Annotated in this window: 15 protein-coding genes; 6 read left to right on the top strand and 9 right to left on the bottom strand. The window is 70.8% G+C overall.

All coding sequences use genetic code 11. The features are described from left to right. Nucleotides 1-95 precede the first annotated feature (95 nt). A complete protein-coding gene (locus tag OYE22_RS24895) occupies nucleotides 96-1,268 on the bottom strand; it encodes an HpcH/HpaI aldolase/citrate lyase family protein (protein WP_277322471.1) in 1,173 nt (390 codons plus the stop codon). 217 nt (nucleotides 1,269-1,485) lie between these two features. Here OYE22_RS24895 and OYE22_RS24890 point away from each other — a divergent pair, with 217 nt between their 5' ends. Then, nucleotides 1,486-2,439, top strand: a complete 954-nt coding sequence (locus OYE22_RS24890; protein ID WP_277322470.1) for a TerD family protein — start codon at nucleotides 1,486-1,488, stop codon at nucleotides 2,437-2,439. A gap of 150 nt (nucleotides 2,440-2,589) precedes the next feature. Here the strand turns inward: OYE22_RS24890 and OYE22_RS24885 are convergent, their stop codons facing one another. The 6 genes from OYE22_RS24885 to OYE22_RS24860 all read right to left on the bottom strand — a co-directional run bounded on the left by OYE22_RS24885 (nucleotide 2,590) and on the right by OYE22_RS24860 (nucleotide 7,346). Then, on the bottom strand, nucleotides 2,590-3,321 hold the full coding sequence (locus tag OYE22_RS24885) for a Tellurium resistance (RefSeq protein ID WP_277322469.1): 732 nt from the start codon (nucleotides 3,319-3,321) through the stop codon (nucleotides 2,590-2,592). A gap of 104 nt (nucleotides 3,322-3,425) precedes the next feature. Next, nucleotides 3,426-4,574 carry a DUF475 domain-containing protein gene (locus OYE22_RS24880; RefSeq protein ID WP_277322468.1) on the bottom strand — a complete coding sequence of 383 codons (1,149 nt, stop codon included), beginning with the start codon at nucleotides 4,572-4,574 and terminating at the stop codon, nucleotides 3,426-3,428. A 49-nt stretch (nucleotides 4,575-4,623) separates the two neighbouring features. Next, nucleotides 4,624-5,199 carry a TerD family protein gene (locus OYE22_RS24875; protein WP_176161409.1) on the bottom strand — a complete coding sequence of 192 codons (576 nt, stop codon included), beginning with the start codon at nucleotides 5,197-5,199 and terminating at the stop codon, nucleotides 4,624-4,626. Between the two features lie 370 nt (nucleotides 5,200-5,569). Further along, the gene (locus tag OYE22_RS24870) at nucleotides 5,570-6,145 is read right to left on the bottom strand and encodes a TerD family protein (protein WP_176161410.1); all 576 of its coding nucleotides are present in this window, start codon (nucleotides 6,143-6,145) and stop codon (nucleotides 5,570-5,572) included. 181 nt (nucleotides 6,146-6,326) lie between these two features. Beyond that, on the bottom strand, nucleotides 6,327-6,785 hold the full coding sequence (locus tag OYE22_RS24865; RefSeq protein ID WP_277322467.1) for a peroxiredoxin: 459 nt from the start codon (nucleotides 6,783-6,785) through the stop codon (nucleotides 6,327-6,329). Nucleotides 6,786-6,905: 120 nt separating this feature from the next. After that, the gene (locus tag OYE22_RS24860) at nucleotides 6,906-7,346 is read right to left on the bottom strand and encodes a DUF3052 domain-containing protein (protein ID WP_277322466.1); all 441 of its coding nucleotides are present in this window, start codon (nucleotides 7,344-7,346) and stop codon (nucleotides 6,906-6,908) included. 474 nt (nucleotides 7,347-7,820) lie between these two features. Between OYE22_RS24860 and aceE the strand changes: the two genes are divergently transcribed. Then, the gene (aceE, locus tag OYE22_RS24855; RefSeq protein ID WP_277322465.1) at nucleotides 7,821-10,568 is read left to right on the top strand and encodes a pyruvate dehydrogenase (acetyl-transferring), homodimeric type; all 2,748 of its coding nucleotides are present in this window, start codon (nucleotides 7,821-7,823) and stop codon (nucleotides 10,566-10,568) included. Between the two features lie 68 nt (nucleotides 10,569-10,636). On the opposite strand, the gene OYE22_RS24850 is transcribed toward aceE, so the two are convergent. Both OYE22_RS24850 and OYE22_RS24845 read right to left on the bottom strand, forming a co-directional pair. Continuing rightward, on the bottom strand, nucleotides 10,637-11,062 hold the full coding sequence (locus OYE22_RS24850; RefSeq protein WP_277322464.1) for a peptidase inhibitor family I36 protein: 426 nt from the start codon (nucleotides 11,060-11,062) through the stop codon (nucleotides 10,637-10,639). Between the two features lie 355 nt (nucleotides 11,063-11,417). Next, entirely contained in the window at nucleotides 11,418-13,025 is a 1,608-nt protein-coding gene (locus OYE22_RS24845) for an MFS transporter (RefSeq protein WP_277322463.1), read from the bottom strand. 322 nt (nucleotides 13,026-13,347) lie between these two features. Here OYE22_RS24845 and OYE22_RS24840 point away from each other — a divergent pair, with 322 nt between their 5' ends. The 4 genes from OYE22_RS24840 (at nucleotide 13,348) to OYE22_RS24825 (ending at nucleotide 18,413) form a co-directional block, all read left to right on the top strand. After that, nucleotides 13,348-14,130 carry a TetR family transcriptional regulator gene (locus OYE22_RS24840; RefSeq protein ID WP_277322462.1) on the top strand — a complete coding sequence of 261 codons (783 nt, stop codon included), beginning with the start codon at nucleotides 13,348-13,350 and terminating at the stop codon, nucleotides 14,128-14,130. A gap of 287 nt (nucleotides 14,131-14,417) precedes the next feature. Next, complete coding sequence (locus OYE22_RS24835) at nucleotides 14,418-15,644, top strand: alpha/beta hydrolase (protein WP_277322461.1); 1,227 nt, start codon at nucleotides 14,418-14,420, stop codon at nucleotides 15,642-15,644. Between the two features lie 95 nt (nucleotides 15,645-15,739). Continuing rightward, nucleotides 15,740-16,642: a DUF4429 domain-containing protein gene (locus tag OYE22_RS24830; protein ID WP_277322460.1), complete on the top strand. Its 903-nt coding sequence runs from the start codon at nucleotides 15,740-15,742 to the stop codon at nucleotides 16,640-16,642. Between the two features lie 337 nt (nucleotides 16,643-16,979). Beyond that, entirely contained in the window at nucleotides 16,980-18,413 is a 1,434-nt protein-coding gene (locus OYE22_RS24825; protein WP_277322459.1) for a sensor histidine kinase, read from the top strand. Nucleotides 18,414-18,461: the final 48 nt, after the last annotated feature.

The following is an 18,461-nucleotide window of genomic DNA, read 5'->3' as shown; positions in this document are numbered from 1 at the left end:
ATCGCCCCTGTCCGCCGCGTCACCCGCGCACCCCGGCCACCACGGCCGGCCACGCCCGGACCCGGTCCGCCGACCAACAGCCCACCAGCCCACCGTCAGCCGGCCGCCGGCAGCCCCGCCGAGAGCAGTTCCACGAAGCCCACACCCTCGCGCGCCACGCCGAACACCTCGGCGCGCAACATGGTGCGCTCCGCCCAGGCGCGGTGCGGCTTCACCTCGTTCATCTTGTTCGTGTACGCGGAACGCAGCACGCCGCCACCGCCGCGCCGCGGCGCGAGGATGTCGACCGCGTCGCTGAACTCCTCGTGGCTGACGACCGACAACGCGTGCACGGGGGCCACGTGGGTGGGGTGGATGCAGGTCTTGCCCTGGAGGCCGTTGGCGCGGTCGAGTTCGATCTCGCGCAGCAGGCCGTCCATGTCGTGCTCGATGAGCGCGGTACGCAGCGCCTCGGCCTCTCCGGTGAAGGGGCTGCGCCGAAGCTGCGGCTTGAACATCCGCTCGTGCGGCTTGAAGTACTCCCACACCGGGCCGGTCACGGTGAACCCGGTGCCGTCCGCGCGGCCGAGCACGTTGACCACGTCCGCGATGACGGAGGCGACCAACTGCACGTCGTACGCCGTCATGTCGGGCGCCCGACGTAGCCCGTAGGCGGAGCAGAAGTCGGTGACGCCCAGGCGCAGGGCCAGCACCCGGTCCCGGTACTTGTCGACGGTGCGGGCGATGCCGCTCAGCGTCTCCCCGCGGGTCTCCAGGTGCAGCAGCTCCGGCGACTCCAGGACCGGCATGGCGTACAGCCGCCGCTCCAGGTCCGGGCTGCACGAGGTCAGCGCCTCCAGGAACGGTACGCCACGCTCCTCGGTGAACTTGGGAAGTACAAAACCAGACAGCAATCGCACGGATGCGCCGAGCCGCCGTACCAGATCCGGGATCTGTTCGGCGGCCCGCACGCGTATGAACAGCAGCGGCAGGGGCGGGTCGTCCGTGCGCGCGGCCAGCGCGGCGAACTGGCGGACCAGGTTCTCCTCCGCCTGCGTCACCTCGCTGTCGTCGATCGAGTCCTCCAGGCACAGCACCATCGAAACCACGCCCCGACCTGCCTGTTTGACGATGGCGTCGGCGAGGCCCTGGCGGGTCGCGGGGCTGTAGAGGGTGGCTCCGAGCGCGACGGCGAGGGTGCCGGCCGGCGCGTCCGGCGTGAACTCGATGGGCTCGCGGTGGAACAGATCCTTCCGCGCCGCCGCCGACAGATATCCGAAATGACGCATGTAACTCCCAAAGCTGCCGCAGCCCTCCGACGGCCCGACTGGCCGGAAGCGTGGCCGATAATCGTACGACCCATGCGGGTCAAGAGTTCCCCAAGTACGTGAAAGTCCGGTAACTCACATGCGTACGCAGGGTGCACTCGCTCCCCGTATCTCCCAGATGGCCAGCCCGTAACCCCCACGTTGTTCCGGCACCCTCCGGGAGGGCAGGATTGCGACCATGACGCACGCGATGTCGAAAGGGTCGAACATCCCGCTGCCGGCAACGGCCGTACGGGCGGTGCTGCAGTGGACGCCGGGTTCCGGCGTGCCGGACGTGGATGCCTCGGCACTGCTGCTCGCCGCCGACGGACACGTGCGCTCGGACGAGGACTTCGTCTTCTACAACCAGCCCCGCCACCCCTCCGGCCTCGTCCGGCACCTGCCCAAGCAGCGGATCGCCGACGGGCTCACGGACACCATCGAGGCCGACCTGGGCTCCCTGGAGGCCGGCGTGAACCGGGTGGTGCTCGCGGCCTCCGCCGACGGCGGCCCCTTCGGCCTGGTCCGGGACCTGTGCCTGCGGCTGTACGACAGCGCGGCGGCCGACGGCGCGGAGCCCTTTGCCGTCTTCAACGTCGTCGCCGAGACGGGCGAGGAGACGGCGCTCATCTGCGGCGAGCTCTACCGACGCGGCGACCGCTGGAAGTTCCGCGCGCTCGGCCAGGGCTACGACTCCGGCCTGGTCGGCCTCGCCACGGAGTTCGGCATCTCGGTGGACGACTCCGAGGCGCCCCAGTCCCCCGAACCTCCCGCGCCCGCCCCACACCCCGGGGCACCGGGCCCCGGCGCCCCGAGCCCGGCGGCCGGCCCCGTACCGGTCCCGGCCCAGCCCGTGGGAGGCTACGGCTTCCCGCCACCCCCGCCCGCGCCACCGACGGCTCCGCCGGCCGCGCCACCGGCCGTCCCGCCCCAGCCCGCGACCGCCCCCGCGTACGCCGCGGGCGCCGGCGCGCGGCACGACGCCCAGTGGGCCGGGCACCCGCGGCAACCGCCGGTGCCTCCGCAGCAGCCGGCCTACGGCTATCCGCCGCACCCCGCGTACGGCTACCCGCAGCACCCGCAGCCAGTGGCCCCACCACCGCACCAGTTCCGACTTCCGCCGCAGGGACCGCAGTTCCAACGGCGCCGCTGAGCCCCGCCCCCGCGCGGGGGCGGCCGGGGCCGGACGGATCGCCAGAACCGGGCCGGTCGCCGGGGCCGGGCGGGTCGGCGGCGCCGGATACGGCGCCGAGGCCGGCGGGGTCGTCAAGGCCGGGCGGCGATCGGTCGGCCGGTGCCCGGCTCAGACCTTGGTCTTCTTGTAGCCCCGGCCCCACTGGAGTCCCCAGCCGTACAGCCGGTCCAGCTCCGCCTGGAAGCCGTAGACGTACTTCACCTCGCGGCGCACCACGATCTCGCCCTTGATGTTCTCGATGAGCACCACGGCGCACGAGCGCGCCTGCGGGGCCCGCTCGTCGAGGGTGATCTCGATGCGCGGCCCGCTGCTCGGGTAGAGCGTGACCACCCCGTGCGTCCGGTCGAAGGCGGGCGTGCCGTCGTAGATGTAGACGAAGATCAGCAGCCGGCTGAAGTCGTCCTTGTGGTCGAGGTTGATGTAGACGGTCTCGCCGGAGGCCGAGCCGAACCGGTCGTCACCGCTGAGGTGCACGTAGGGCGGCTCGTTCAGCGACCCGAAGAAGTTGCCCAGCGGCTGCACCACGCCCTTGCTGCCGCTCTGCATCTCGTACATGCACGCCAGGTCCAGGTCCACGTTGACCATCGCGGGCCCCTGGGTCTGGACCGGCTGCGGCTTGAACATCTGGAGCGGGTTGCGCCACAGCCCTCGGTTCGGCTTGGCGTTGAAGTCGGTGGTGCGCATCTGCCAGGAGAGGTTGACCCGTAGGTTGCCGCTGGCCGCGCCCTGTTTGGTGAGCGAGACGGTCGGATGTCGCTTGGTCAGCTCGACGGCCCCGGAGGCACCGCCGCTGTCGAAGTCCTGCCCCGCTCCGCGTCCCCAGCCGCTCCACAACGGCATTGCGCACACCCCCATGTCCGTGGCCACCCACACCGAAACGGGGCGGGCCGCGAGGTGCGACCTCGTGGCCCGCCCCGTAGAAGCGTTCCGCATCCGAGCCCGGGTCACACTCTGGAGGTGACCTCGGACTTCTCGTTCGAGCCACCAGCGCCGCCCTCTTCCGCCGCGATGCGACGGTTGCGGACGACCGAGGACCAGAACGAACCGGCGATCAACGCGACGCCGATGCCACCGGTGATGACCTCGTGGATGTGCCACTTGATGGTCACCAGCAGCAGCGCGGCCAGTGCGCCGATCGCGTAGTGCGCGCCGTGCTCCAGGTAGACGTAGTCGTCCAGGGTGCCCTCGCGAACGAGGTAGACCGTGAGCGACCGGACGTACATGGCGCCGATGCCGAGGCCGAGCGCCATCCAGAAGATGTGGTTGGTGACCGCGAAGGCGCCGATCACGCCGTCGAAGGAGAAGGACGCGTCCAGCACCTCAAGGTAGAGGAACATGAAGAACGCGGCCTTGCCGGCGAGGCCGACCATGGTGGGCTCCTTGCCCGCCTTCTTGGCCTGCTCCTCCGCCTCGTGCTCGCGCTCCTCCTCTTCTTCGAGCTTGTTCTCGAAGTGTCCGGAGAGTCCGCCGACGATCAGATACGTGATCAGGCCGGCGATGCCGGACAGCATCACCGTCGCCGCCTTGTCCACGTGTCCGCCGCCGTGTTGCGCGGCCGATTCGGCCCAGGTGGTGGCGGCGACCAGCAGCACGATGAGGGCCACGCACACCGAGAAGCCGTCGATCCTGCCGAGCCGCGACAGCGGGCGCTCAAGCCACCCGATCCACTTGTGCTCGTGATCGTCGAAGATGAAGTCGAGGAAGATCATGAGCAGGAACATGCCTCCGAAGGAGGCGATGGCCGGATGCGCGTCCGTGACCAACTGCTCGTACTTGTCGGCGTCGTTCATCGCCAGTTCGACGGCCTCGATGGGCCCCATCTGGGCGGTGACGGCGACGATGACGACGGGGAAGACCAGTCGCATACCGAACACGGCGATGATGATGCCGACGCTCAGGAAGATCTTCTGCCAGAAGGCGTTCATCTTCTTCAGCACGCCGGCATTGACGACCGCGTTGTCGAAGGAGAGTGAGATCTCCAGGACGGAGAGGATCGCGACGATCGCGAAGGCCTCCCAGCCCCAGAAGATCGCAGCACAGGCGAGTCCCGCGGCGGTGACGCCGAAAGACCAGCCGAAGGTTCTCAGGAGCACTGGCCACCCAATCGTGTGTGAGGGGTCCCCCGCGCGCTAGTGCGCGGTTTTACGAAACGTTGACCCCGAAGTCTAGAGCGATGCCCCGCAGACCCGACGCGTACCCCTGCCCGACGGCACGGAACTTCCACTCGCCGCCGTACCGGTACACCTCGCCGAAGATCATCGCCGTCTCGCTCGACGCGTCCTCGCTCAGGTCGTAGCGGGCCAGCTCGCTGCCGTCGGCCTGGTTGACCACGCGGATGAACGCGTTGCTCACCTGACCGAAGCTCTGGCCCCTGGCGTCGGCGTCGTGGATGGAGACCGGGAAGATGATCTTGTCGACCTCGGTCGGCACCTTGGTCAGGTCCACGATCAGCGACTCGTCGTCACCGTCGCCCTCGCCGGTGAGGTTGTCGCCGGTGTGCTCCACGGAGCCCTCGGGGCTCTTGAGGTTGTTGTAGAAGACGAAGTACTCGTCCCCCAGCACCCGCCCCGACCGGCACAGCAGCGCGCTGGCGTCCAGGTCGAACGGCGCACCGGTGGTGGAGCGCGCGTCCCAGCCGAGCCCCACCAGCACCTGGGTGAGATTCGGCGCGGCCTTCGAGAGGGAGACGTTGCCTCCCTTGGCGAGCGTTACGCCCATGTTGTTGTTCCTCCCCAAAGTCACGGCGCTGGGTACGGCTCGCGCTGCACCACCGCACTACTCGTACTGCACGCCCCACTGGCCGGGCCAGTACAGCGCGTACTGCTCGTTCTGCTCGTTTTCCCTACCCGCTTCCCCATCCGCGCGGGCCGACGTCGGTCCGCCCGGGCGCGCACGCCCCACGTGGCGCCGGCCGGGGCCCGGGTACGGGCGTGGCCCGGGTGCGGGGCCCGCGCCGGCCGGGCCTTCGGCCGTGGCCGAAACGAGGCGGCCCCGCAGCACGTCCGGCGCCGCACTCCCGGGGTTGAGTCGGGCCCCCACCGGAAGGTCGGGGTGTGCGGCGCCGGACGCGCTACGACAGACGCGGGGGTCAGACGTTGACGCCGAAGTCCTGCGCGATACCGCGCAGGCCCGAGGCGTACCCCTGACCAATGGCCCGGAACTTCCACTCGGCGCCGTTGCGGTACAGCTCGCCGAAGACCATCGCGGTCTCGGTCGAGGCGTCCTCGCTCAGGTCGTAGCGCGCCAGCTCGACGTTGTCGGCCTGGTTGACGACGCGGATGAACGCGTTGCGCACCTGGCCGAAGCTCTGCTGGCGGGTCTCGGCGTCGTAGATCGAGACCGGGAAAACGATCTTGGCGACATCGGCCGGAACAGCGGCCAGGTTCACCTTGATCTGCTCGTCGTCGCCCTCGCCCTCACCGGTGATGTTGTCACCGGTGTGCTCCACGGAGCCGTCGGGGCTCTTCAGGTTGTTGAAGAAGACGAAGTTCGAGTCGTTGGCGACCTTGCCCTCGGCGTTCGCCAGCAGCGCGCTGGCGTCGAGGTCGAAGTCAGTGCCCGTGGTCGTACGGGCGTCCCAGCCGAGACCGACGATAACGGCGGTCAGGTTAGGGGCTTCCTTGGTCAGCGAGACGTTGCCGCCCTTGCTGAGGCTGACTCCCACGAGTCCTCCCAGGTGAGTTTCGTCAGGGAGCACAGCGTGCCCCCGTCATACGGTTGCCATCGGATCAACGTTTTGATCCTAGTGAGCGGTTCCCCCCGAGCGGTACGACCGTGCGCCGCCGGGAAGAGGTGTCGCGCCGCTCCCGCCGGCCCGCTCGGCCGACGCGGGGCGCGGGGGACGCCTAGAGCTCCGCGAGCGCCTTGGCGTAGTCGTTCAGGTCGCGGGCGTCCGGCAGGCCGTTGACGACCGTCCAGCGCACCACGCCCTCCTTGTCGATGACGAAGGTGCCGCGCACCGCGCAACCCTTCTCCTCGTCGAAGACGCCGTAGGCCCGGGAGACCTCGCCGTGCGGCCAGAAGTCGGAGAGCAGCGGGAACTCGAACCCCTCCTGCTCGGCGAAGACGCGCAGGCTGAACGGCGAGTCGTTGGAGACCGCGAGGAGCTGGACCTCGTCGTTGACGAACTTCGGCAGTTCGTCGCGGAGCGCGCGCAGCTCGCCCGTGCAGACACCGGTGAAGGCGAACGGGTAGAAGAGCAGTACGACGTTCCGCTCGCCGCGGAACTCCGAGAGCGTGACCTGTTCGCCATGCTGGGTCCGCAGCGCGAATTCCGGGGCCTTCGCACCGACCTCGACGGCCATGAGGGGACGTCCCTTCGAAGAATCTCGACAGATCGCGACCACCCTACGCGCAGAGCCCCCATCCGACCGTCGTCGGATGGGGGCTCTCGCAGCGACCTCGGGCCAAGGCCACCGACGGTCTCAGCGCTTGGCGGAGCGAGCCGTCTTCGGGGTGACCAGGCGGCTGCCGCTCCAGTCCTTCCCGGCGCTGATGCTCCTGGTCTGGGACAGACCGGCGGTCGTCGCCGCCTCACCGATGTCGCTGGGCTCCACGTACCCGTCGCGACCGGTCTTCGGGGTCAGCAACCAGACCGAGCCGCCTTCGTCGATCATCGTGGTGGCGTCCACGAGCGCGTCGGTCAGGTCGCCGTCGTCCTCTCGGAACCACAGCACCACGGCGTCGGCCACGTCGTCGTAGTCCTCGTCGACGAGCTCGGTGCCGGTGAGCTCCTCGATGCCCTCACGCAGCTCCTGCTCCACGTCGTCGTCGTAGCCGATCTCCTGGACCACCTGCCCGGGCTCGAAACCCAGCCTGGCGGCCGGATTGGTCCGCTCCTCCGCGTGGTCCGCGGTCGCGCTCACGGATTGCCTCCTGTCATCCTGCAGAAATTGTCTTGATCGCCTCGCGCGTACGCGGGGCATTGGGCGTAGTCCACACGTGCCGGGCGGTTCGCGCAAGTACCCGGCTGCCGATCCCGCCCAAACGTTGACGACTCGCCGCAACTCACATCCTGACGCCACAGGCGTAAGTGATTCAAGACACAGGCTTATGTCCGGCTTGCGAAGTTGTTTCCCGCCACTGCGGCATTCGAGGTCGAACGGCCGTACACGAGGGACTTCCATAGTGGGCGTATGGTTGCGATTTGGCCGTCGCCAGTCGCTGGGCTCCCTGGCGCCCGTCTCACCCTGTGGTGGTTACCGCTGAGTAGAGATGACGTACTCGCACACCGCGGTACACGATGGAGGACGGCGCGAAAGCAGGACCAGATACGAAGACCGCGTGCGCAGCAGCACTCACGTGCCGAGCACGACACGACAGAACAGCGAAGGAACAGCGTGGCTTCCGGATCAGATCGCAACCCGATCATCATTGGCGGCCTTCCCAGCCAGGTCCCGGACTTCGATCCCGAAGAGACCCAGGAATGGCTCGACTCGCTCGACGCAGCCGTCGATGAGCGAGGCCGGGAACGCGCCCGCTACCTGATGCTCCGCCTGATCGAGCGCGCCCGCGAAAAGCGGGTTGCCGTGCCCGAGATGCGCAGCACGGACTACGTCAACACCATCGCGACCAAGGACGAGCCGTTCTTCCCCGGAAACGAGGAGATCGAGCGCAAGGTCCTGAACGCGACCCGGTGGAACGCGGCCGTCATGGTCTCGCGCGCGCAGCGCCCCGGCATCGGCGTCGGCGGCCACATCGCCACCTTCGCCTCCTCGGCCTCCCTGTATGACGTGGGCTTCAACCACTTCTTCCGGGGCAAGGACGCGGGTGACGGCGGCGACCAGATCTTCTTCCAGGGCCACGCCTCGCCCGGCATCTACGCCCGCGCCTTCCTCCTCGACCGGCTGAACGAGCACCACCTCGACGCCTTCCGGCAGGAGAAGTCCAAGGCCCCCTACGGCCTGTCCAGCTACCCGCACCCGCGGCTGATGCCGGACTTCTGGGAGTTCCCGACCGTCTCCATGGGCCTCGGCCCGCTCGGCGCGATCTACCAGGCGCGGATGAACCGCTACATGGAGGCCCGCGGCATCGCCGACACCTCCGCCTCGCACGTCTGGGCCTACCTGGGCGACGGCGAGATGGACGAGCCCGAGTCGCTGGGCCAGCTCTCCATCGCCGCCCGCGAGGGCCTGGACAACCTGACCTTCGTCGTCAACTGCAACCTGCAGCGCCTCGACGGCCCGGTGCGCGGCAACGGCAAGGTCATGCAGGAGCTGGAGTCGCAGTTCCGCGGCGCCGGCTGGAACGTGATCAAGCTCGTGTGGGACCGGAGCTGGGACCCGCTGCTCGCGCAGGACCGGGACGGCGTGCTGGTCAACAAGCTGAACACGACCCCGGACGGTCAGTTCCAGACGTACGCGACCGAGACCGGCGCCTACATCCGCCAGCACTTCTTCGGCGACGACCACCGGCTGCGCGCCATGGTCGAGGGCATGACCGACGACCAGATCCTGCACCTGGGCCGTGGTGGCCACGACCACCGCAAGATCTACGCGGCGTACGCGGCGGCCAAGGCGCACAAGGGCCAGCCCACCGTGATCCTGGCGCAGACCGTCAAGGGCTGGACGCTCGGGCCGAACTTCGAGGGCCGCAACGCGACCCACCAGATGAAGAAGCTCACGGTCGAGGACCTCAAGCGCTTCCGTGACCGGCTGCACCTGCCGATCGCGGACAAGGAGCTGGAGTCGGGTCTTCCCCCGTACTACCACCCGGGTCGCGACTCCGAGGAGATCCAGTACATGCACGACCGCCGCAAGGCGCTGGGCGGCTACGTGCCGACCCGTGTCGTGCGCGCGAAGCCGCTGCCGCAGCCGGACGAGAAGCTGTACGCGGCGGCCAAGAAGGGCTCCGGCCAGCAGTCGATCGCCACCACCATGGCCTTCGTGCGGGTCCTGAAGGACCTGATGCGGGACAAGGAGATCGGCAAGCGCTTCGTGCTGATCGCCCCCGACGAGTACCGCACCTTCGGCATGGACGCGTTCTTCCCGTCGGCCAAGATCTACAACCCGCTGGGCCAGCAGTACGAGTCCGTCGACCGCGACCTCCTCCTGGCGTACAAGGAGTCCCCCACCGGCCAGATGCTGCACGACGGCATCTCCGAGGCGGGCTGTACCGCGTCGCTGATCGCGGCCGGTTCCGCGTACGCCACGCACGGTGAGCCGCTGATCCCGGTCTACGTCTTCTACTCGATGTTCGGGTTCCAGCGCACCGGTGACCAGTTCTGGCAGATGGCCGACCAGCTCTCGCGCGGTTTCGTCCTCGGCGCGACCGCCGGGCGCACGACGCTGACCGGTGAGGGCCTCCAGCACGCCGACGGCCACTCGCAGCTCCTGGCCTCGACGAACCCGGCGTGCGTGTCCTACGACCCGGCGTACGGGTACGAGATCGCGCACATCGTGCAGGACGGCCTGCGCCGGATGTACGGCGAGACCGCGGACGGCCAGCCGGGCGAGGACGTCTTCTACTACCTCACCGTCTACAACGAGCCCATCCAGCACCCGGCGGAGCCCGCCGACGTGGACGTCGAGGGCATCCTCAAGGGCATCTACCACCTGAGGTCGGGCGAGAAGGGCGCCATCCCGGCGCAGATTCTCGCCTCCGGCGTGGCCGTGCCGTGGGCGCTGGAGGCCCAGCGGATCCTGGCCGACGAGTGGAACGTCAAGGCGGACGTCTGGTCGGCGACCTCCTGGAACGAGCTGCGCCGCGACGCCGTGGAGGTGGAGGAGCACAACCTCCTGCACCCGGAGGAGGAGCAGCGCGTGCCCTACGTGACGCGCAAGCTCGCCGACGCGCAGGGCCCGTTCGTGGCCGTCTCCGACTGGATGCGCGCGGTTCCCGACCAGATCGCCCGCTGGGTGCCCGGCCGGTACCAGTCGCTGGGCGCCGACGGCTTCGGCTTCGCCGACACCCGGGGAGCGGCCCGCCGCTACTTCAACATCGACGCCCAGTCGATCGTTCTCGGCGTGCTCACGGAGCTCGCCCAGGAGGGCAAGGTCGACCGCTCCCTTCTCAAGCAGGCCATCGACCGCTACCAGCTCCTGGACGCCACCGCGGCCGACCCGGGCGCGGCGGGCGGCGACGCGTGAGCGGTACCGCGTAACGAGGCGTGAACCGCCGGGCCGGACGGGGCTTCCCGTCCGGCCCGGCGGCGTTCTCAGCGCTCCCAGATCTTGATCGCCCCGATCTGGTAGGGCGACTCGGCCAGCCGGGCGCCGCTGCCCTTGCCCGGATAGGTGTCGAACTCGCCGGTCTCCCCGCACTCGGCGCTCTGGTACGTGGTGACCGGGCGCCCGGTGCGGTTGGCGAGGGATTCGGCCCTCGCCCCGGCCGGCAGCGGCACGCAGCTCTCGATGTCGGTGTTCGACAGCTCGTAGGTGTGGCGCGGGCCCTTGAAGCCGGGGCGCTCCCACAGGCAGAGCTGGCCCGCCGCGCAGTCGCTCGGTCGGCTGGCGTGCGGGGTGGTCGGCTGCGCGCTCGCTCGCGGCGGGGCCAGGGCCGTGGTCATGGCCGCCACCGCCCCCATCGCCGCCAGGGTCGTCAGCGCCCGAACCGTGGTGCCCCGCTTCGTCGTCGTACGCATTTTCTGTTACTCCCCGTGTGCTCGGATTCGGGCGTGCCTGGTGGCACGCCCCGGGGAGGTGTCGGCGTGGCCCTCGTGTGGGCCGGCGCCGCTTCCCCCGTATCCGCAGCTTGCTGGGTCGCGGAGGGGTGCGCCAAGGGCGGGGGCGGGACGTGACCCGGATAGGGGACGCTCGCGTCGGTTTGGCGGCGGCGGCCCTCGTTGACGTGCGGCGTTGACGCTGCGTGAGGGACTGGGTTGAGCCTTACGTCCGAGGTCAGATGGGTGTTGGCCGGCCCGGACGGCCCTGCCGGACCCCCGACAGGGCCGCCGCGCGAGGCGCCCGAGAGTCACCCGAACGGAGGACGGTAAGCGGTCAGATGTGCGGCGTTTTGGTGCTCGCGTCGGACTGGGCGCCTCGCTTGGCGAGCGTCGCGACGGCGGCCGCGCCGACCGCGACGACGGCGGCGACCGTGAAGGACAGGCCCATGCCGGACACGAACGTCTCGTGCGCGGCGTGTGTGATCTTCTCCGCGACGTCCGCAGGCGGCGGGTTGTCCGGGTCGATGGGCGGCCGGCCGATGGCGACCGCGTCGGCGGCCTGGTCCAGCTCGTGCCCGGAGGGCGCGGGCAGGCCGGCCTCCGCCCAGTTGACGGGCAGGTCACGGTCCACGCGGCCCGCCATGACCGCGCCCAGCACGGCGGTGCCCAGGCTGCCGCCGACCTGCATCGCGGCCTGCTGGAGGCCGCCCGCCACGCCGGCGGCCTCCAGCGGGGCGTTGCCGACGATGACCTCCGTCGCGCCCACCATCACGGGTGCGAGGCCGAGACCGAGCAGGGCGAACCACAGCGACATCAGCCCGGTGCCCGAGTCGACGTCCAGGCCGGCCAGCCCGTAGAGCGCGATCGCCGTCAGCACCATCGCGCCGACCAGGGGCACGCGCGGCCCGACCCGCGTGATCAGGGCGCCGGCCGCCGGGGACGCGACGATCATCATCGCGGTCAGCGGCAGCAGGTGCAGGCCGCTGTCCACGGGGCTCATGCCGTGCACGTTCTGCAGGTAGAAGGTGACGAAGAACAGTCCGCCCATGAAGCCGAAGGCCATGAGCACCATCAGGACGGTGCCGGCGGACAGCGGGACGGAGCGGAAGAGGCCGAGCGGCAGCAGCGGTTCCGCCGCCCGGGTCTGCCAGTACGCGAAGGCGGCGAAGGCGACCACCGCGAGGCCGAGGAAGAGCAGCGTCGCCGGGTCGCCCCAGCCCCACTCCGGCGCCTTGATCAGCGCCCAGATCAGGCAGAACATCGCGCCGGACAGCAGCGCGATGCCGGGGATGTCGAACGAGCGGGGGGCGTTGTCGGCCCGGTGGTCGCGCAGGATCAGCAGGCCGATGGCGAGCGCGACGACGCCGACGGGGATGTTGATGAAGAAGACCGACTGCCAGTTGACGTGTTCCACGAGCAGGCCGCCGACGATCGGGCCGCCCGCGGTGGAGGCGCCGATGACCATGCCCCAGATGCCGATCGCCATGTTGAGCTTCTCGGCCGGAAAGGTGGCGCGGAGCAGGCCGAGCGCCGCGGGCATCAGCAGGGCGCCGAACAGGCCCTGAAGTACACGGAAGGCCACCACGGCCGTGACGTTGCCGGACAGTCCGATGGCGGCCGAGGCGAGCGCGAAGCCGGTGACGCCGACGAGGAAGGTCTGTCGGTGGCCGAAGCGGTCGCCGAGCTTGCCCGCCGTGATCAGGGCGACGGCGAGGGCCAGCAGGTAGCCGTTGGTTATCCACTGCACGTCGGCGAGGGAGGCGCCGAGGTCGTGCTGGATGGCGGGGTTGGCGATGGCCACGATCGTGCCGTCGAGGGCGACCATCATGACGCCGATCGCGACGGAGATGAGGGTGAGCCAGGGGTGGCCTCGCATTCCGGACTGGGGCAGCGGCTCCTGTTGCTCCGGCGCGGCGCCGGCGACGGTGGTCTCTGAGGTCATTTAATGAGATTAATGACAGCTGCTGACAAGTGACAAAGAGTTTCAAGAGTCGGAGCCTGCCACGGTTGGCGCTGGGTAGGGTGAACTGCCCCGGACGCACGCCCGTGCCACCGGAGCGCACGACCGGGCGCACGCCGTACGACACGCGGCGCCTCGCACGACAGGCAGGCGCCTCGTACGACATGTGGTGCGGCGTGCCCCGTACGGCGGGACACCGCCGAACGCCGCACGCCGGCAGCCGGGCCGGGTGACGTACGGGCCCGGTCGGGTGACGTGCGGACGGCGCGTGGGCCCGCCCTCGCGAGGAGAGAGCCGAAAGGTGATGACGGACCAGGTGACACCCCCCATCGGCCTGCGGCAGCGCAAGAAGCAACGGACGCGCGACGCCCTGACCCGCGCGGCGCTCGAACTCTTCGTGGAGCAGGGGTACGAGGACACCACCGTCGACGAGATCGCGGAGGCCGTCGACGTCTCGCAGCGGACGTTCTTCCGCTACTTCGCCAACAAGGAGGAAGTGGCCTTTTCCGTACAGGAGTTGGCCGAGGCGTACTTCTACGCGGCGGTGCTGGACCGGCCCGCGCACGAGGCGCCGCTCGTCGCGCTGCGCCGGGCCGTCTCCTCGGCCTGGGAGAGCGTCGACGAGGCCATCCGGGAGGTGGTGCCGCTCGAACTCCACATGCGCGCCTACCGAATGATCGAGTCCACCCCCGCCCTGCTCGCCGTTCACCTGCGCCGTAATGCCGAGCTGGAGGCGCGGTTCGCGCAGGAGATCGCCCGGCGCGAGGGAGTGGACCTGGCGGCCGATCCCAGGCCACGGGTGTTGGTGGCGGCGTTCGGGGGCGTGATGCGGGTGGCGGCCAAGGTGTGGAGCGAGGGCGACGACTGCACGGTGGCCGCGATTCGCGACCTCACCGAGTCGTACCTGGACCAGTTGCCCCCGGCGCTGGCCGACGACTGGCACCGACCGCGCACCGCCAGCAGGGGCAACATCGCCAGCCCGGCCAATCCCGCCAGCCCGGTCAGCACCGCCAGCCCCAACGACCCCGGCCCCGGCCGTGGCCGTACGACCACCGTGGCCGGCGCGGACGGCGCGTGTCGCGCGTGACCCACAGCCGGGAGCGGCGGGGCCGGGCCTGGGTGGGTCGGGCGTGCCGCTCGTGGTGGCGGGCGCGGCGATCGGTCCGGGCCGCCGCGGCGTCGTCCACCATGTCACGGCAAGGGCGGAGCGCCAGAAAGCACCGCAAAGCGCCGGCAAATGGTCCGGACGAGCGTTCGGAAGGCGCCGGAAGGGCGAAGAAAAATCACCCCCTGAGTTCAATTGTCCGCATTCAAACGTGAGATGACTCACGCGTTTTGGCGACCGTTGCCCCGCTTCTCCTAGGGTGGTTCGCGGTGACTTCCTTTCCGGAGCTCGGCTCCCCCTCCTCCCTGTCCTGGGTGCACACGGCCACGGCCTGGCGCACGACGCTCGCGCTGGTCGTGGTCTTCGTGCTGCTCGCCACCAGCGGTTGGGCCATGGGCAGGCGGATCGGCGCCGGGCCCGACCCGTTGAGCGCCTCGCTCGCCGCGTGGGGGAAGGGCACCATCGCCGGGCGCCCGCTGCCGGACACGGACTCCTCGCCCCGCCGCTTGGCGCGCTTCTTCGACTCGCTCACCGGCGCCCAACTCACCCGCCTCGTCCGGCGCTACCCGCTCGCCGTGGGCAACCTCAACGGCGCCCCCGTCGGGCTGCGCTACCGGGCCAACCGGCTGGCACTGAACCAGGCCAGGCTGGTGGAGCGGAAGCGGACGCACGACGACCGGCTCACGCCGTACGGGCAGCACGAGGCGGAGCGGCGCATGCACCGCTACGAGTCGTTGCTGAGCGAAGGACGGCAGATTCTCGCGTTCGACCCCACGGGATCGGGCCGGGTCGCGGAGGTCTTCGGGAACCTGGCAACCGCGCGGCGGGTGTCGGTCGTGGTACCTGGCGTGGACACGGACCTCCTCACGTTCGAGCGGACCCGCCAGCCCTACCGGGCGCCGGTCGGCATGGCCCGTTCGCTGTACGCGGCCGAGCGGTCCGCGAGCCCGGCGAGCCGGACCGCCGTGATCGCCTGGGCCGACTACACCAGCCCGGCCGGCATCGGCATCGACGCCGCGACCGGCGCGCGGGCCGAGGACGGCGCGCGGCGGCTGCGCGCCACGCTGGGCGGACTGCCCCGGCGGTCGCGGGCCGAGGTCGCCCTGTTCTGTCACAGCTACGGTTCCGTGGTGTGCGGGGTCGCCGCCGACGACCTGCCGCGCGCGGTCACCGACATCGCCGTCTCGGGCAGCCCGGGCATGCGCGCCGAGAACGTCGCCGACCTGGGCACATCGGCGCGCGTGTGGGCCGCGCGGGATTCCGGCGACTGGATCGCCGACGTACCTCATCTCGACATCGCCGGGTTCGGGCACGGGGCCGACCCGGTGGAGTCGGGCTTCGGCGCTCGTGTGCTGTCTGCTGACGGGGCGGCGGGGCACGCGGGATACTTCGAACCGGGGACGACGAGCCTCGCCAACTTCGCCAGGGTCGGCGTCGGCGCGGTGACGTCGGTGAGTTGCGGGGGTGGTGACGCCTGCACCGCGGGCCTGATCTGACCGCGGAGGACGACGAAGAAACGCCAGGCAGAGGTTTGACGCGCGTAGCGCACCAAAGGGGGACGGGCGGGCGACCGCAACATACGATGAGCCACATGGGTGATGTGCTGGCCGGTTTTCACACGGTCTGGGAGTTCAACGCTGACTCCGTGCTCATCCGCTTCGAACGGGGGATTCGCACACCGAAGCTGCTCCAGGCGCTCGGTGAACGCCGCATCCCCTACGAGGCGTTGGCAGGAGTGGAGCTGACGCCCGGCAAGCGCGGCACGGTGGTGTTGCGCGCGGTGCCGAGGCCCGGCGCCGATCCGCTGATGGACGCGGCGGACGGGCAGCTCAAGGAGAACTACGACCCGTATCGGCTGGTGCTGCCCGCCGAGCGGGAGACGCTCGCCGAGTACTACGCGGACGAGATACGGGCCGCGCTGGGTCCGGACGCCAAGGCGCCGGCCGATACCCATCTGGTGGCGGCGCCCGCGCCGCCGCTGACCTTCAAGGCGTACGACGGAAAGGCGTCCTTCGACGGGTCGTCCGTGGTCTTCCGGTGGTTTTGGACGGGCGCGTCCTCCGCCAAGTGGAAGGCCGGTGACCAGCGGTTCCAGGTCTCGGAGCTGACCGGGGTCGAGTGGCGGTCACCCGAGGTGTTCAACGGGCACCTGCGGCTGGTGGCGCGCGGCGCGGACGGGAGCGAACCGGGCGCGGCCGACCAGAACCCGGCCGCGGTCGTCTTCGGCATGGGGTACGGCCTGGTGCACGACTCGTTGCCGTTCGCGGCGGCCGTCCTGGAGGCGGTACGGGCCGCGTCCACCGGCAACGGTGGCGGGCCGCACCCGCACGGCGCGCCGGTGCCGAGCCCGGTGGAGGCCCAGCAGGCCTCGGCCCGCCCCGATCCCGGGCACATCGCCGACCGCATCCGGCACCTGGGCGACCTGCACCAGGCGGGGCTGTTGACGGATGACGAGTTCACGTCGAAGAAGGCGGAGCTGCTGGCGGAGCTGTGACGCGCGTCGAGCGGGTTCCCGGCGTGCGGTGATACGCCGCGTGCGGTGGTACGCGATGTCCGGTGGTCCACGCGCGCGGCAGCGCGTGTTGTGCGCCGGCCCGCGGCGAGGGTTGACCCCGCGCTCCAGCGGTGACCCGCGTCGGGCGCTGGCCGGCGGCGTCGAGCGGTGGTGACCGTGCGCGCGGTGCGTCTCGGCCCGGGGGGCCGGGGCGCGCCGTGGCGTCCTCCCCTGGCGGGAGCCCGCGCCCCGGCGGATCGACCTCGCGGGCGTATCGGGCGTCACCGCACGCGGGGGCACGCGGCCCCGGACGGTCAGGCCATACGCTGGGCACCTCATGTCCACCGCACCCCCCTCCCCCGCGCCGTCGTCCGGCGGCGAACCGCACGCGCCGCTGCGGCAGCGGGCGCGTGCCGCGGCACGTCGTGTGCTGCGCGACGTCGTACACGATCTGACCACGCCCGCCGAGCCGCCCCGGGCGTCGCTCGCGGCCGGCGAACGGCGCTGGCTGCGCCGGCTGCCCTACTTCCTCCTCGGCGTGCTCACGGCGATCCTGTTGCCGGTCACGGGGACGATGCTGACCAACGGCTACGGCCTGCATCCGGCGGCCTCCGGAGTGCTGGCCATCACGCAGGTCACACCGTTGTTGCTGGCGGTGCGCCGGCCGCTCCAGGCGTGGTGGATCATCTTCCCGGCCGACGTGGTGGGCGCCTTCGCGCTGCTGACGGTGCCCGACCAGGAGCAGCCCTGGCCCTGGACGCCGATGGCGATCATCGGTTACCTGGCGCTGTCGCTCGCGCTGGGGCTGCGCGAGGGACGGCGCACGCTGGTCACCATCTGGCTGCTGAGCGGGGCGGCCGGCGCGCTGTTCGAGCTGATCTCGCAGGACCGCAGTGACGGCTCGCCCGTGCTGCTGTTCGTCCTCGGCGGCATCGTGCTGCTGGTCGGCGGCACGGTGCGCGAGCGCCGCGACGCCCAGCGGCGACTGGCCGAGGTGGAGACGATCAGCGAGGCGGAGCGGGCCCGCCGCACGCTGCTCGAGGAGCGCGCGCGCATCGCCCGCGAGCTGCACGACGTGGTGGCGCACCACATGTCGGTGATCACGGTGCAGGCGGACAGCGCCCCGTACCGCATCGAGGACTTGCCGCCGCAGGCGCGCGAGGAGTTCGGCACCATCGCGGCCATGGCCCGCGAGTCGCTGACCGAGATGCGTCGGCTGCTCGGCGTGCTGCGCAACGACGGCGCCGGCAGCGACCCCGAGCGCATGCCGCAGCCGGGGCTGAGCCGGGTGCCGCAGCTCGTGGAGGCGACGCTGCGGGCGGGGGTGCCGGTGAAGTGGGATATCCCGGACGCGGTGAACCGGCTCGGCCCGCTCCCGCAGGCCGTGGAGCTGTCGGCGTACCGGATCGTGCAGGAGGCGCTGGCCAACGTCGTACGGCACGCGCCGGGCGCCCCCACACACGTGTCGCTGACCACGACCGGCAGCCATCTGGGCGTGCTGGTGATCAACTACGCGCCGCCCGAGCCGGCGTCGGTGCCGCTGGAGACCGCTGGCACCGGTCACGGGCTGGTGGGCATGCGTGAGCGCGTGCGGCTCGTCGGCGGCACCGTGGACATCGGGCCGCTGCCCGACGGTGGCTTCCGCGTCGCGGCCCGGTTGCCGCTCGCGGCACACGGCGCGGGGGCGGAGTCCGGTTCGGCCAGCTCGGCCGGGGGCCCCGAAGAGGTGGACATCCCGGGGACCGCTTCCCCGCCCGCCCCGGACGGCTAGTCTCCGCACGGGCCCCCGGCGGGCCCGCCCCTGGCAGAGTGGCCCGCG

The sequence above is a fragment of the Streptomyces sp. 71268 genome, assembly GCF_029392895.1.
Lineage (GTDB): Bacteria > Actinomycetota > Actinomycetes > Streptomycetales > Streptomycetaceae > Streptomyces.
This window is presented reverse-complemented; position numbering and strand designations above follow the sequence as displayed.